The organism is Rubellimicrobium roseum (assembly GCF_006152145.1).
In the GTDB taxonomy this organism is placed as follows: Bacteria; Pseudomonadota; Alphaproteobacteria; order Rhodobacterales; family Rhodobacteraceae; genus Rubellimicrobium; species Rubellimicrobium roseum.
In genome coordinates this window covers 1-14,213 of sequence record NZ_VDFV01000073.1, presented here as the reverse complement: position 1 = coordinate 14,213, position 14,213 = coordinate 1, and the positions used below count along the sequence as shown (strand labels likewise).

At 66.5% G+C, this 14,213-nt stretch carries 16 protein-coding genes, 1 pseudogene and 1 riboswitch; of the genes and pseudogenes, 3 read left to right on the top strand and 14 right to left on the bottom strand.

Annotated elements, in window-relative coordinates; translation table 11 throughout:
• Nucleotides 1-534: transposase (locus FHG71_RS21655; protein WP_246045567.1), on the top strand; the 534-nt coding region annotated here is incomplete at its 5' end.
• Nucleotides 535-587: 53 nt separating this feature from the next.
• Here FHG71_RS21655 and FHG71_RS21650 read toward each other — a convergent pair.
• From FHG71_RS21650 to FHG71_RS21640, 3 genes and pseudogenes are all read right to left on the bottom strand, one after another.
• A pseudogene (locus tag FHG71_RS21650) lies at nt 588-734 on the bottom strand (ATP-binding protein); the annotation flags it as partial.
• Nucleotides 731-2,221: an IS21 family transposase gene (istA, locus tag FHG71_RS21645; protein ID WP_176559567.1), complete on the bottom strand. Its 1,491-nt coding sequence runs from the start codon at nt 2,219-2,221 to the stop codon at nt 731-733. The pseudogene FHG71_RS21650 and the gene istA, both read right to left, overlap by 4 nt.
• Before the next feature lie 222 nt (nt 2,222-2,443).
• Nucleotides 2,444-2,857, bottom strand: a complete 414-nt coding sequence (locus FHG71_RS21640) for a hypothetical protein (RefSeq protein WP_139083773.1) — start codon at nt 2,855-2,857, stop codon at nt 2,444-2,446.
• A 356-nt stretch (nt 2,858-3,213) separates the two neighbouring features.
• On the opposite strand from FHG71_RS21640, the gene queF reads away from it, so the two are divergent.
• On the top strand, nt 3,214-3,681 hold the full coding sequence (queF, locus tag FHG71_RS21635) for a preQ(1) synthase (RefSeq protein ID WP_139083772.1): 468 nt from the start codon (nt 3,214-3,216) through the stop codon (nt 3,679-3,681).
• A gap of 10 nt (nt 3,682-3,691) precedes the next feature.
• Nucleotides 3,692-4,267: a VUT family protein gene (locus FHG71_RS21630; protein WP_246045565.1), complete on the top strand. Its 576-nt coding sequence runs from the start codon at nt 3,692-3,694 to the stop codon at nt 4,265-4,267.
• Nucleotides 4,268-4,736: 469 nt separating this feature from the next.
• Here the strand turns inward: FHG71_RS21630 and bluB are convergent, their stop codons facing one another.
• The 11 genes from bluB to thiC form a co-directional block, all read right to left on the bottom strand.
• The gene (gene bluB, locus FHG71_RS21625; protein ID WP_139083776.1) at nt 4,737-5,375 is read right to left on the bottom strand and encodes a 5,6-dimethylbenzimidazole synthase; all 639 of its coding nucleotides are present in this window, start codon (nt 5,373-5,375) and stop codon (nt 4,737-4,739) included.
• 184 nt (nt 5,376-5,559) lie between these two features.
• A complete protein-coding gene (queE, locus tag FHG71_RS21620; protein WP_246045563.1) occupies nt 5,560-6,297 on the bottom strand; it encodes a 7-carboxy-7-deazaguanine synthase QueE in 738 nt (245 codons plus the stop codon).
• The gene (gene queD / locus FHG71_RS21615; RefSeq protein ID WP_139083769.1) at nt 6,294-6,650 is read right to left on the bottom strand and encodes a 6-carboxytetrahydropterin synthase QueD; all 357 of its coding nucleotides are present in this window, start codon (nt 6,648-6,650) and stop codon (nt 6,294-6,296) included. Before queD ends, queE begins: the two co-directional genes overlap by 4 nt.
• Nucleotides 6,650-7,348 carry a 7-cyano-7-deazaguanine synthase QueC gene (gene queC, locus FHG71_RS21610; protein WP_139083768.1) on the bottom strand — a complete coding sequence of 233 codons (699 nt, stop codon included), beginning with the start codon at nt 7,346-7,348 and terminating at the stop codon, nt 6,650-6,652. The genes queD and queC overlap by 1 nt, the downstream gene beginning before the upstream one ends.
• 267 nt (nt 7,349-7,615) lie before the next feature.
• A complete protein-coding gene (thiD, locus tag FHG71_RS21605; RefSeq protein ID WP_139083767.1) occupies nt 7,616-8,428 on the bottom strand; it encodes a bifunctional hydroxymethylpyrimidine kinase/phosphomethylpyrimidine kinase in 813 nt (270 codons plus the stop codon).
• Nucleotides 8,428-9,399, bottom strand: a complete 972-nt coding sequence (locus FHG71_RS21600; protein ID WP_139083766.1) for a HesA/MoeB/ThiF family protein — start codon at nt 9,397-9,399, stop codon at nt 8,428-8,430. Before FHG71_RS21600 ends, thiD begins: the two co-directional genes overlap by 1 nt.
• The gene (locus FHG71_RS21595; protein ID WP_139083765.1) at nt 9,399-10,007 is read right to left on the bottom strand and encodes a thiamine phosphate synthase; all 609 of its coding nucleotides are present in this window, start codon (nt 10,005-10,007) and stop codon (nt 9,399-9,401) included. The genes FHG71_RS21600 and FHG71_RS21595 overlap by 1 nt, the downstream gene beginning before the upstream one ends.
• Nucleotides 10,008-10,010: 3 nt before the next feature.
• The gene (locus FHG71_RS21590) at nt 10,011-10,781 is read right to left on the bottom strand and encodes a thiazole synthase (RefSeq protein WP_139083764.1); all 771 of its coding nucleotides are present in this window, start codon (nt 10,779-10,781) and stop codon (nt 10,011-10,013) included.
• 4 nt (nt 10,782-10,785) lie between these two features.
• Entirely contained in the window at nt 10,786-10,983 is a 198-nt protein-coding gene (thiS, locus tag FHG71_RS21585; protein ID WP_139083763.1) for a sulfur carrier protein ThiS, read from the bottom strand.
• A complete protein-coding gene (gene thiO, locus FHG71_RS21580) occupies nt 10,961-11,965 on the bottom strand; it encodes a glycine oxidase ThiO (RefSeq protein ID WP_218014204.1) in 1,005 nt (334 codons plus the stop codon). Before thiO ends, thiS begins: the two co-directional genes overlap by 23 nt.
• 3 nt (nt 11,966-11,968) lie before the next feature.
• Nucleotides 11,969-13,768, bottom strand: a complete 1,800-nt coding sequence (gene thiC / locus FHG71_RS21575; protein ID WP_139083762.1) for a phosphomethylpyrimidine synthase ThiC — start codon at nt 13,766-13,768, stop codon at nt 11,969-11,971.
• Between the two features lie 90 nt (nt 13,769-13,858).
• Nucleotides 13,859-13,979, bottom strand: a riboswitch (TPP riboswitch).
• Nucleotides 13,980-14,213: the final 234 nt, after the last annotated feature.

Sequence of the window (14,213 nt, the reverse complement as noted above, 5' to 3'; positions counted from 1 at the left end):
TCGCGGCGTCACCAACACCAGGCGGCCCAGCTCCCAGCGCAGCCTGAAAGAGGGTTCTTCAACAGCCCCCGCGTCCACTTCATGCGCAATGCCCTGGCCCATGTGCCCAAGGGGCAGCACACGGTCGTGGCTGCCGCGATCCGGCAGGCGTTCCTTCAGCCCGACCACAAGAGCGCTGTCGAGACCTGGAGGCACGTGGCCGACCAGCTCCGGCCCCGCTGGCCCAAGCTCGGTGCCCTCATGGACGAAGCCGAAGCGGACGTGCTGGCCTACATGAGCTTCCCCAGCCAGCACCGGGTGAAGTTGCATTCCACGAACCCACTGGAGCGCCTCAACAAGGAGGTGAAGCGCCGCGCCGACGTGGTCGGCATCTTCCCCAACGAGGAGAGCATCATTCGCCTGATCGGGGCCGTCCTGCTCGAGGCCAATGACGAGTGGCAGCTCCAGCACCGCTACATGCAGGTCGAGGCCATGGCCGAGCTCGACACGCCGCCCGCCGAAAACCCCGCTCTCATCTCCACCGAGGCCGCATGACCATGGCCACCCCAACTACACCCGAAATCTCCACCTCATTGACGGACGTGACCGAGCTCCACCAGCCGAGCGAGGAACCGGACATGGTCCAGCCCTTCGGCCGCGCACTGGCGGGCGAGCTTGTCGTATTCCCGCAGGACAGTCGGCAGCTTCAGGGTCTTGAGATGGTGGTCGAGCAGGAGCTTCGGAGCCTCGCTCATGCCGCGCCTCCGCTCATCAGGCACATGTAGCTGGCCGCGGAAGTGGCCCCCACCTTGGCCCGCGGCAGGTAGGGGTAGACGTCGAGATCGAGCTTCGGCGGCCGCCTCTCGACTTGGCACAGCACCAGGTGCTTGATCGCGTCGAAGCCCACGGCGCCCATCCGCAGGGCAGTCTTCACCGCCACATGCAGGTCGGCCAGATCGAAGGTCTCCAGGAGCCGCAGAACCTGCACATATTCCCGCCGCCCGGCCTTCAGGAGCCGCGCCTCCATCAGCCGGCGCAGGGTCTGGAACTCGGGCGGCAGCTCCCAGTCCACCAGTGGTGCGGCTTGGTCCAAGGCGCCGGTCTTCTTCTCGATGAGCGGCAGGTAGTGGACCGGATTGAAGACCATGTCCTCCCGGTCGTAGCTCCGGGGATGGCGGGCGATGACCTCCCCGCCAGAGCCGATGACCACCTGGTCGACATAGCCGCGGATCGAGACGTCGCGGTGGCCGTAGGCGACCGGCACCGAGTAGTCGTTGGTCCTGTAGCGCACCAGCGCCTGCGAGCTCACCCGGCCCGTCGCCTGGTCGCAGGCGTCAAACGGAGCCGGCGGCAACGGCATCATCGCCCCGAGGTCCCGCTGGAGCCGCTGCCCGATCGTCTCGCCATGGCCGCGCAGGACATCGGCGTGGCGCTTGCGGCATTGCTCCTCCAGCCAGGTGTTGAACTCCCCCCAGGTCGCGAAGCGCGGCAGCGGCACCATGAAGTTGCGCCGCGCCCAGCCGACAATGCCTTCGACACTGCCCTTGTCGTTGCCCTTCCCGGGCCGGCCGTAGCGGTCCTGGATCAGGTAGTGCGATAGGAACCCACTGAAGAGCGTAGCCCGCTGGCGTGTCCCGTCGGGCAGGATGCGGGCCACCAGGCAGCGGTCGTTGTCGTAGAGCACCGACAGCGGCACGCACCCGAAGAATGCGAAGGCATGGACGTGGCCGTCCACCCACGCTTCGGCCGTCGCTGCCGGATAGGCCCGGATGTAACAGGCATCGCTGTGCGGCAGGTCAAAGGCGAAGAAGTGCGCCTTCCGCTCGGTGCCGCCGATCACCACGAGCGCCTCGCCGAAGTCCGCCTGGGCGTGCCCGGGCGCATGATGCAGCGGCACGAACATCTCCCGGCCACGCCGCTCATGCTCGCGCAGGTAGTCCTTGATGATGGTGTAGCCGCCGGAGAACCCGTGCTCGTCCCGCAGCCGGTCAAAGACCCGCTTGGCGGTGTGGCGCTGCTTGCGAGGGCGGCCCATATCCTCGCGCAGCCACTGGTCGATGATGTCGCTGAACCCGTCCAGCTTCGGCCGCTTCACCGGTGCCGTCCGCCGGTAGCCGGGCGGCACCGAGTAGACGATCATCTTGTCCACGCTGTCGCGCGAGATCCCGAAGTGACGCGCGATCGCACGCTTGCTCATGCCCTGCCTGAAGTAGGCCTGGCGCACCTTCCGATACAGCTCCACGGTGAAAATGCCCCCGCCCTCCCTGCTGCCAGGAAGGACACATGTGGCCGACTATCGCGCCGCCCGCCGCGGGATCATCCCGCCGCTCCCATGGCAGACAATCTCACCGCCGTTCTCACCTCATCGACTTGACGCAAACCGAATTGCGTCGGATGCAAGTGCCAGACGTTGAAGACGTCAGGCTTTTGGTGTCGACCTCGACTCAGGAGGAGGTTGAGGGGGTCAGGCTCCCAGGTGCTCGGACCTCAGACCCTCGAGATCTTGCCGAACCTCGGCTAGCGTCCGGCTCCCGAGCTCCTGAAGCAGCACGGCCTCGGCCATGGCAAGGGCGCTGGCGAGCGAGACATTGACGGCCTGCTCGACGAGGCACTCCGGATGGTGCTTGGCCCAGGGCGAAGCCCGGGCACGCAAGGCGGAAGCCGCGGCCCAGGAGGCCTTAGGTGTCGGCACCTTCGAGCAGGACCCGATCACGCAGGAACTGTACTGGGCGGCCGAATGCAAGGCGCTCTTCGGTTTCCCCCTGACGCGGAGATCACGGACGACCTGTTCCTGTCTCGCGTTCATCCCAATGATCGCGCAGCGGTGGTCGAGGCCGTCGAGGAGGCCTTCGATCCCACCGGATTGGGTCAGCTCCATATCAAGTCTTGCGCGCTCTGGCCCGACGGCACCCTGCGCTAGGTGGAAGCGTGCGCGGGCGACGTTCGCCGAGGTAGCGGGGCTGCGCCGGGCCGTGAAGTTCATCGGCACTGCCTTTGACATCACCGATGCCAGGCAGAGGCAGGAGCTGGGGCCCAGGGAACGCTGAATCCTCGGCTTGATGCAGGCGCGCACCTTTACTCGCGAAAGATCTGCCGATAGACGCCGCCTCTGGCATCACGTGCCTCCGGTCGCAGCCTACCCGGTCAAAACAAGGACACCCGGACGAACAGAGCGCCTCGCGTCCCATGCGAGAGGCGTCTCTGCTGCCCTGGAGGCCTCATCGAGGTTCTCCCATGTCCCAGGATAGCATCTATTCCGGCCTGACGCAGCTCGGTCAGGCCACCCGCCTGCCCCAGAGCCCCGAGGAAGCCATCCTCGAGCGGGTGCCGAACCCGCAGAAGGACGTGGCCTATACCGTGCGCTTCACCGCGCCCGAGTTCACGTCGCTTTGCCCCATGACCGGGCAGCCCGACTTCGCGCATCTGGTGATCGACTACGTGCCGGGCGAATGGCTGGTGGAAAGCAAGTCGCTCAAGCTCTTCCTGGGGAGCTTCCGCAATCACGGCGCCTTCCACGAGGATTGCACCGTGTCTGTGGCCCGGCGGCTCGTGGACCTGCTTGCGCCGCAATGGCTGCGGATCGGCGGCTATTGGTATCCGCGCGGCGGCATTCCTATCGACGTCTTCTACCAGACGGGGCCTGCGCCCCAGGGCGTCTGGCTGCCGGACCAGGGCGTGCCGCCCTACCGTGGGCGGGGGTGAGAGCATGTCGATGATCCGATCCGAGCGCCACCATACGGCTCAACGGCTCGAAGGGTACGCGTACTTCGCCCTCTTCTGCGGCTGCATCCCGCTGGCCAACTGGCTCATCGGAAACGTGGGCACCGTTTGCCCTCCGAACAGCCCCTGCCTTATCCCGGTGTGGCCGGGCACTCTCGCGCCCAGCGGCGTCCTGGCTATCGGCCTGGCATTGGTCTTGCGCGACCTCGTGCAGCGGCGACTCGGCCTCGCCTGGTCCGTAGGCGCCATCGTGGTGGGCGCGGTTCTGTCGGGGCTTGTCTCGCCCCCGGCCCTGGTGGTCGCCTCCGTGGCCGCCTTTGTGCTGTCCGAGGTCGCGGACCTCGCCGTCTACACGCCGCTCCAGCGCCGAGGGCTGGTGCTTGCGGTGGCCGCGAGCGGGGTCGTGGGCATTGTGGTGGACAGCGTGCTCTTCCTGTCCCTGGCCTTCGGCAGCTTGGACTTCCTTTGGGGCCAGATGATCGGCAAGGGCTGGGGGCTCCTCTTGGCTCTACCCGTCGTGCGGTGGCTGCGCAAGCGTGACACGCAGCTAGGGTTTGGGGCGACGTAACGCTGCCCCAGCCAGTCGGGTCAAAACCATCCATCGAACCTGTCGATCTTCAGTCGCGTTGAGACGACAGGCTCCAGCAACAGAGAGTCGAATGAACCATGCGCGTGGCAGCCGGCCCAACTTCCTCATTCACGAGGGGGGCCGCAGTTATGTGGCTGACCAAGGAAAGACCTCTCCAGTTCACCAGGCCTCGGAGGTTTCTCCCGCCGCTCTCCCCAAGATCGTAGATCTCGCACAGGTCAGAAGTCAGGCCCGGCCAGAGATGCCCTCGAGCGAGGCCAAACCTTGCTGGATTGCGGGACTGGCCGCCGCAGCCATGTTCCTGGCGGGCTTGGCCCTGTGGGCCTTACTGATCGCTTGGGTCGGTAGTCATCTTTAGGCCTACAAACGAACTGCGAGACGCAGATCTTTTGACGACGGCCAGAGCCGGATCTCGACCCGAGTGGCGTGCGGCTAGTTATGGTACGTGCTACCGCCTCACGATCACGCTTGATGTGGGACGGCGCCTTTCCCACCCCTCGTGTTCGAGAGTAGGGGTGATCTCTTCGGCTTGCGGATAGCCGATGCAGAGATAGCCCAGGAAGATCCAGTCGGACGGCACGTCAAGGGCCGCCTTGACGGGCTCGGGCTCCAAGATCGACACCCAGCCCAAGCCGATTCCCTCGGCCCGAGCCGCAAGCCAGAGGGTGTGAATCGCCATCACAACCGAATATTCGATCATCTCGGGCATGGTGTGGCGGCCCAAGCCGTGACCCTGGCGGGTGGAGCGGTCGGCGAACACCGCCAGATGGCAGGGCGCGTCATCGAGCCCGGCGAGCTTCAGGCGGGCATACTGGCCCTGCTTGGTCTCGGACTGATCCGAGAGAGCCGCCGCATTGCAGCGCTGGAAGTTGGCCCGGATGGCAGCGCGTCGGGAGGCACAGTCCACGGTCACAAAGCGCCACGGCTCGCTCAGGCCGACGGATGGGGCCAGACAGGATGTCTCGATCAGATGGTCTAACGTCCCGATCGGGAGGGGCTCGCGTCGGAAACGCCGGACGTCCCGGCGCCATGCAAACAGGTCGAGCAAGGACGCTCGGAACTCGGCTCCAAACGCCGGAGGAATCATCATCAGAGCGTCCAGACCTTCTCAGTACCCATCGATCCCCCGTCTACCTCCCCGTCCGAGTGATCCGCGCCGAGAAAACGACCCCAGTGGAGGTCAGGGCGGCACGATGTGCTGGCTGGGGGACAAGCCACCCACTCCTTGTGAGCAGGCCGCGTGCTATTGTCGACAGCCCAGCCCCTCAAGCTCAGACCCCGCGCTTGTTGCCCCAAAGCAGGACATGAAGCTGCGGCAGGACATGCGCATCGAACCAGCGGTCCGTCGTCACCTTGTCCACCAGCCAATGCAAGCGACGGGTGAGGCCATCCATGTCAATGAGGCCATCCTCCTCGTCGGGGTCGGGCGGAGTGTGGTTCCCCGGCTGGAGATAGACCGGAAGATCCGGGAAGCGTGCCGCGGCATCGCGGGCATAGGCATAGTCCTCCGCATCGAACACCACAAACTTCAGCACAGTCCGTGGCCCTTCTGCGGCACTCTCCTGACAGGCTTTCAGCGCCTCCCAGTCCGTTTCCATCCCGCTGGAGGGCGGCTTCGGACTCAGGACCAGCACATCGAGGTCAGCGAACCAGTCCCGACAGACCGTTCCTTGTGTCTCCAGCGCAAATCGGTAACCCGCCGAGTGGCCCAGGCGGATGAGACCCCCCAGCGGCTGGATCGCGGGGTTTCCTCCCGAAAGAGACACCATGAGCGGCCTATCGTCGGACAGACGGCGGACCTCTTGGAATATCTCCTCGGCTGTCATGGCCCGCCAGTCGGCGCGGAACCGGCTGTCGACTGCATGCAGGCTGTCGCACCACGAGCAGCGATAGTCGCAGCCACCTGTGCGCACGAAGACAGTGGGCAGGCCGATCAGCGCCCCCTCGCCTTGGATGGTGGGGCCAAAAATCTCGCTGATGCGGATTTTCTCCGCGTAGGCCTCTATCAAGGCCGGTACTCCGCCCAGGTCTTGGGTGTTTCGCTGACGCGAACCGCTACGGTCTCTGGCAGGCGCTCCTTGCACCAATCATAGAGATGCTTGGCCAGGTACTCAGCCGTGACGGCATCATGGCCCAGCACATCGTTCAGATGCCGGTGATCGAGATGATCATCGATGTAATGCTTCAGGGGGGCCAGTTCGTGGTAGTCGCGCACGAAGCCGAAGGCGTTCAGCTCCTTCGCCGCAAGCTCCACCACGACGACGTAGTTGTGGCCATGCAGCCGGGCGCATTGGTGGTCGGAGGGAAGCCGGGAGAGTTGGTGGGATGCAGAGAAGTGGAATTCTTTGGTGATCCTGAACATCAGGCACCTTTCCGCTGCACGGCCGCGCGCCAGAAGTCAGGATCCTCATACTCGGTCGGATCAGTAATGCCAGCCAGGTCGAAGGCTTCCCGTCGCTCCACACAGGTGCCGCAGCGCCCGCAGTGTCTCTCGCCGCCTTTGTAGCAGGACCATGTCTGCGCGAAGGGCGTGCCATACCTGGCACCGTCCACGACGATGGCAGACTTGGGCTGGTTCACATAAGGCGTGAGCAAGGTGATGCTGGCGTAGCCCTCCAGCGCGTGGTTCTGCATCGTCTGGAACGCATCGATGAAGCCGGGCCGGCAGTCCGGATAGATGAAGTGGTCTCCGCCGTGGACCGCGGTGGCCACGGCGTCCGCCCCGCGGGCCGAGGCCACCCCGAACGCAATGGCAAGCATGATGGCGTTGCGGTTAGGCACGACCGTGATCCGCATCGTCTCCTCGGCGTAGTGCCCGTCGGGCACCGTCAGCTCATCCGTAAGCGCTGAGCCCGTGAGGTTCCGGCCGACGTCGCGGAGATCAATGATCTGATGAGGGATCCGCAGGCGCTCCGCGCAGAGCGCGGCAAACTCCAGCTCCTTCCTGTGACGCTGACCATAGTCAAAGGAGAGAAGGCCGAGGAGATCGTGTTCCGCCGCAACCCTGTGGGCCAGCGAAACAGAGTCGAGTCCGCCGGAGCAGACGACGATGGTTCTCATAACGTGTCCTTGTTTTGTCCGGGTAGGCTGCGACCGGAGGCAGGAATGCCTGGGGGCGGCGCTTAGCAGAGGAAGGGCAGCCCCGTAAAGTCACTGGTTCGAGTGGTGCCGCAGGCGGTGGATCAGCCCTCGCGTCAGCCTGGTCGGGGTCTGTGAACGGGCAGGACACCACGCCGAACAGCGGTGTGTTGGCCACCTCGGCACTTAGCTCGAACAGGACGGGGTAGGAGCGCTGTAAGCTCAGTCTCCCGCCCTCGAGGCGTGGCCTCATCCAGAGCGAGCGCAGCTCCAGTCATCGGGCTGGCCACCCGCGCGAGATTGTTCCCTCCTGCCGCGTCCAAGCATACTCTGATGCACATAAGCCTTGGCGGTCGAGCAAGCCTCCAACAGCGGTCGTCCCAAGGCGAGTTGCGCGGCGATAGCCGTGGCCAAGGCGCAACCGGTGCCTCGCATGGAGACGGCCAGCCGAGGCGCACGGAGGTAGTGCGGCTGGTCTTCCTCGGTAAGGAGCACGTCGACCGAGGCGTCTCCCGTCCCGTGTCCTCCCTTCATCAGCACGGCTCGTGGCCCAAGTGCTCGCAGACGCTTGGCCTGGAGGACGAGGTCACGGTCGTTGCCGGCCGGCGCCTCGTTGAGGAGCGCGGCGGCTTCCGGGAGGTTGGGCGTCAGAAGCGTCGCAATCGGGAACAGCTCGGTGATCAGTGCCTTGCGGCCGGGCTCATCGAGAAGAGTGGCACCGGACGAAGCGAGCAGAACCGGATCGAGGACGACTGGCACCCCCTTCAGTCCACGCAACCTGTCGGCCACCGCCTCGACCACATCGCCCGTGCCCAGCATCCCGATCTTCACGGCCGAGATGGTCCGTGTCTGGAACGCCATCTCGATCTGATCGCGAACGAGCTCAGGCGGCATGGCCAGCACGGCTTGGACCCGCTGGTCCGACTGCGCGGTGACCGCTGTGATCGCGGTCACTGCACCGATGTTGAAGTCGGCCAGGGCCAGGAGGTCCCTCTGAAGGCCAGCGCCGCCGCTTGAGTCCGAGCCGGCGATAACAAGAACGGTCGGGCGGAGTTCCGGCATCAATCCCCCAGCGCGACCAGGGCCAGCTGGTCGAGACCGAGACCTCGGAGCACCTGGGCTGCCCGCAACGCGCGAAGGCCGCTGCGGCAGCAGAGAACGATGCGGCGTGGCCCCAAGCCCCGTTCCACTAGCTGCCCGATGTCCTCGACGGCGATCCGCTCCGCCCCAGGGCAGGCGAGGACCGGCGCCTCCTCGGGCCCACGGAGGTCGACCACAAGGTCGCTGTCAGCGAGCTCGGTAAGACCGACAAAGACCGGTCCGCCACCGGCAGGCTCGACGGCTGTGGCAAAGGAAAAGCCTCCAAAGCCCAAGGTCTGGAGGTCGACAGAGACAAGGCGGCCCAGAGGGGATGGGTCGGTCGCGAGAACGATCTGGAGCGTCATATGCGCCTGGAGCGCGCCCATGACGCCAACCGCCGTCCCGAGCACGCCAGCCGAGGCACAGCTGCCGAGCTGGGCCGGCACTTCGGGGAACACGGCGCGGTAGCTCGGGGCGCCTGCGCAGAAGGCACCGACATAGCCCGCAAGCCCGATGACCGAGGCGCTCACCAGCGGCTTGGCTTCCGCCCTTGCCGTGTCGCTCAGCAGGTAGGTGAGGGCGAAGCTGTCGGCTGCATCCACCACCACATCGGCTTGGGCTACCAGCTCCCGCACGTTCAGGGGGCAGACCCACGCCGCCACGGCCGTGACCGCCACATCCGGGTTCAGGGCGTGGAGAGCGTCGCGGGCCGCCTCGGCCTTGAGCCGGCCAATGTCGCCCATGCGGTAGAGTACCTGCCGATGCAGGTTGGTGACCTCCACCCTGTCAGGGTCAGCGATGACAATCCGGCCGACCCCGGCTCCCGCCAGGTAGCTGAGAACCGGGCAGCCGAGGCCACCGGCCCCGACCACCAGGACGGAGGCCGCCCGGAGCCGTGCCTGCCCTTCAGATCCGATCTCGGGCAGCACCAGCTGACGCGCATAACGGTCCATCAGGCTGCGACCTTTCGCGTGGCTTGGAGCCATTGCCGGACCCGGTTCTCGGGATCGGGGTCGAGCGTCACATCGGTGACCACGGCCAGGCTGTCCGAACCAGCCGCCAGCGCCCCTGGGGCGCGCTCGACCGAGAGGCCGCCAATGGCGACCAGCGGGAGGCCCTCGATCCGCCGTTTCCACTCAGCGATCCGCTCTAGCCCTTGCGGCGCCCAGGGCATGGCCTTCAGTCGGGTTGGATAGATCGGGCCCAGGGCGACGTAGTCTGGACGGACCGATAGCGCCTGATCCAGCTCGGCATGATCGTGCGTGCTGATCCCAAAACGCAGGCCAGCGCGGCGGATCGCGGCGAGGTCGGCCCCAGCCAGGTCCTCCTGGCCCAGGTGGATTGCATCGCAGCCTTCCTCGATGGCCAGGCGCCAGAAGTCGTTGACGATCAGCTGGGCACCGTAATGGGCGCAAATCGCGCGGGCCTCCCGCACCTGCCGGCGCACCTCCTCCTCGGGGCAGTTCTTGACCCGGAGCTGAACGAGCCGAACGCCCAAAGGGACTAGCCGAGCGACCCAGCTCACGTCATCGACGATGAGATAGAATGGATCGAGCATCATGCCTCAAGAGAGAAGGGCCATGCCCATCACGGGCGTCGAAGGTGCGGCCATGTCCCGCGGCTCCATGGGACCTGCCAGATGCGCCAGCCGCCCCGCTTCAACGGCCTGGCCAAAAGCCTCGGCCATGCGCACCGGATCGCCCGCTTTGGCCACCGCCGTGTTGAGGAGCACGCCGTCATAGCCCAGCTCCATGGCCGCCGCGGCCTGCGAGGGCCGACCAAGGCCGGCGTCGACGATGAGCGGAGTCTCGGGGAAGTGCGCCCGCAGTGTCCGCAGGCCATAAGGGTTGTTCAGCCCGCGCCCCGACCCGATTGGGGCACCCCACGGCATCAGAACCCGGCACCCGGCCTCAACCAGCCGGCCGCAGACGGACAGGTCCTCGGTCGTGTAGGGAAAGACCTCGAAGCCGTCCTCGGTCAAGATCCGAGCCGCTTCGACCAGCCCGAAGACGTCGGGCTGAAGCGTGTCGTGGTCGCCGATCACCTCAAGCTTGATCCAGGGGGTGCCGAAGACCTCGCGCGCCATGTGCGCCGTGGTGACGGCCTCCTTCACGGTGTGGCAGCCCGCCGTGTTGGGCAGCACGCGCAGGCCCAGGTTGCGGATCATCGACCAGAAGGCCTGACCGGCCCGTGAGCCACCGGCCTCGCGCCGGAGTGAGACCGTGACGACCTCTGATCGGGAGGCCTTGATCGCGTCCAGAAGGACCGCCGGCGAGGGATACTGGGCCGTCCCGAGCATGAGCCGAAACCGGAGTTCGACGTCGTAAAGCCGCATGAGCTCAGCCTCCCTGCATGGGTGCGAGCGCCTCGACCGCGTCGCCATCCTTCAAGGAGATGGACGACCGGGACGGGGCGGGCACGAAGCTGCCGTTCAGGGCCGTGGCCACGACCGCCGTGCTCAGGCCCAGCTCATCGAGAGCAAGGGCGAGGGTTGCGCCCGAGACCTCGCGCGGCTCACCGTTGAAGCTGATCTTCATCCATCACCTCTGGATAGTGAGTGCCATGGAGCACGGTTGCGGCCACCCGGCGGGCCAGCGCCGGGGCGAGCAGGAAGCCGTGCCGGAACAGGCCGTTGACATGAAAGGTCCGGCCACGCCGGCTGATGCGCGGCAGGTTGTCGGGAAAGGCGGGCCGCACATCCGCCCCGATCTCGATGATCTCAGCCTCCGCAAAGGCCGGATGCACAGCATAAGCCGCGCCAAGGAGTTCCAGCATAGCACGGGCAGTAACGCGCCCCCGCTCGCTGCTCTCGATCATGGTCGCCCCGATCATGAAGAGCCCGTCGTCGCGAGGCACGATGTAGACGGGGTGGCGTGGATGAAGGAGGCGGACGGGCCGGCTCAGCGTCACGTCCTTGGTGCGGACCAGGACCATCTCGCCTTTGACGCCGCGCAGGTCGGGAAGGGCGTCACGGGCTCCGAAGCCGCGGCAATCGACGATCGTGGGCGACGAGGGTGCCTCATTCTCGACCTCCACCCCGAAGCGGATGGAAATGCCCTGGCGGGCCAACGCCTCTGAGAGGGCGTCAAGGGCGTCTCTCGGGTCGAGGTGTCCCTCTTCCGAGAAGAACAGGCCCTTGCTGAAGCGTCCTGCGAGGTCAGGTTCCAGCGTTGCAATCCGCTCGCCGTCCACCCACCCGAACCGCTCGGTCCGGCGGGCAAAACGGGCGAGATCCGGCACGTCCCGGGCTGGTGCTACCACAAGGGTTCCCTTGCGCATCACCCCAGGCACCCGCTCGGCCCAGTAGTCGATCGCCTCCTCCCCGAGCTCGGCCACCAGTGGCTCGGCGCTCTCGCGCTCGCACCAGGGCGCGAGCATGCCGCCGGCATACCACGAGCAGGCCTCCGCGCCGAGCCGCTCGCCCCGGTCGATCACCTCGACCGAGGCGCCGCGCTCCGCGAGTGCCAGCGCGCAGGTCAGGCCCGCGACGCCAGCCCCGATGACGGTCACGTCTGCCACGGGTCAGGCCTGCTCCACCGGCATGTAGAGCTCGCCGCCCTCGCGATAGCGACGCGCCATCTCGGCCATGCCCTCCTTCTGGGCCTCGGCGCGGATGTCATGGGAGATGCGCATGGAGCAGAACTTCGGCCCGCACATCGAGCAGAAGTGCGCAACCTTGTGCGCCTCCTTGGGCAGGGTCTCGTCGTGGAAGCTGCGCGCCGTCTCGGGGTCGAGCGAGAGGTTGAACTGGTCCTCCCAGCGGAACTCGAAGCGGGCACGGGACAGGGCGTCGTCTCTGGCCTGCGCGCCTGGGTGCCCCTTGGCCAGATCGGCCGCGTGCGCCGCAATCTTGTAGGTGATCACACCCGTCTTGACGTCGTCGCGGTCGGGCAGGCCCAGATGCTCCTTGGGCGTGACGTAGCAGAGCATCGCCGTGCCGAACCAGCCGATCATCGCCGCACCGATGGCCGAGGTGATGTGGTCGTAGCCCGGTGCGATGTCGGTGGTGAGAGGCCCCAGGGTGTAGAAGGGCGCCTCGCCACAGGTGGCAAGCTGCTTGTCCATGTTGGCCTTGATCTTGTGCATGGGCACATGGCCCGGCCCCTCGATCATCACCTGGCAGTCCTTGGCCCAGGCGACCTGAGTGAGCTCGCCCAGGGTCTCCAACTCGGCGAACTGCGCGGCGTCGTTGGCGTCCGCGATGGAGCCGGGGCGCAGGCCGTCACCCAGCGAGAAGCTCACGTCGTAGGCGCGGCAGATGTCGCAGATCTCCTCGAAGTGCTCGTAGAGGAAGCTCTCCTTGTGGTGCGCGAGGCACCACTTGGCCATGATCGAGCCGCCGCGCGAGACGATCCCGGTGACCCGGTCGACCGTGAGGGGGATGTAGGCGAGCCGCACGCCCGCATGGATGGTGAAGTAGTCCACCCCTTGCTCGGCCTGCTCAATCAGGGTGTCGCGGAACACCTCCCAGCTGAGGTCCTCGGCCACGCCGCCGACCTTCTCGAGCGCCTGGTAGAGGGGCACGGTGCCGATCGGCACCGGCGCGTTGCGCAGGATCCAGTCGCGGATATTGTGGATGTTGCGGCCCGTGGACAGGTCCATCACCGTGTCTGCACCCCAGCGGATGGCCCAGACCATCTTCTCGACCTCCTCGGCCATCGAGGAGGTGAGGGCCGAGTTGCCGATGTTGGCGTTGATCTTTACCAGGAAGTTGCGGCCGATGATCATCGGCTCAAGCTCGGGGTGGTTGATGTTGGCCGGGATGATCGCGCGGCCCGCAGCCACCTCGTCGCGGACGAACTCGGGGGTGACGAACTCGGGGATGTGGGCGCCCCAGGCCTCGCCGTCGCGCTTGGCGGCCTCGCGCCGCTCAGCGCGGCCGCAGTTCTCGCGGATGGCAATGAACTCCATCTCAGGCGTGATGATGCCGGCGCGGGCGTAGGCCAGCTGCGTGACGGCCCGGCCGTCTCGGGCCCGGAGCGGGCGGGGGCGGACCGGGAACTCCGGCACGAGCCGCTCGCCCGCCGCAAAGCCGTTGTCCTCGGGCCTCACCAGGCGCCCGGCATACTCTTCCACGTCACTGCGCCCGCGGATCCAGGTCTCGCGGGGGCGCGGCAGCCCGGCGGTGATGTCAGTCGCCACCTGCGGATCCGTGTAGGGGCCGGAGGAGTCGTAGACCAGCACGGGCGGCTCCCCAGCCGTGGGGTGGACCGCAATCTCGCGCAGGGGAACGCGCAGGTCCGGATGGAGGCTCCCGGAGAGAAAGATCTTACGCGAGGCGGGATGGGGTCCCTGCGTGACGGTGGGGGTGACTGCATTCATCGGACGCTCCCTGGAATGGGCGGAGATCCAGGGTCAGCTGGTTAGAAACGCCCCACAGGGTCGGACAGGCCGCAAAGATCGCAGACTGCGCCATCGCTCGGGTTCCCTTCCTACGCCAGTGTGAACTGGATCAGGTTCAAGGGTCGCCATGCCGCGCGTGATGCGCTCAACAGCCTCTCAGCCCCTTGCCGGGACTCCCCTGGTAGGCCGGGGTTGTAGGGCGGCTCAGCTGGGCCGTCAACTCAAGCTGGGAGTCGATCCTGGATAGATCCACGTCCAGGTCCTCTGAGTGCAGGGCGAAGTGGCCGAAGCTGGTCAGCATCCATGACGCCTGAGCAAAGGCTCGCGGTTTCCACTACATCGGTGGGCGCTAACGGGGTTGTTGCACAACTTCGTGGCGGGTGGTCGCGTAGGGTCTCGTGGCGCCTATCTGGGCGGCCATGAG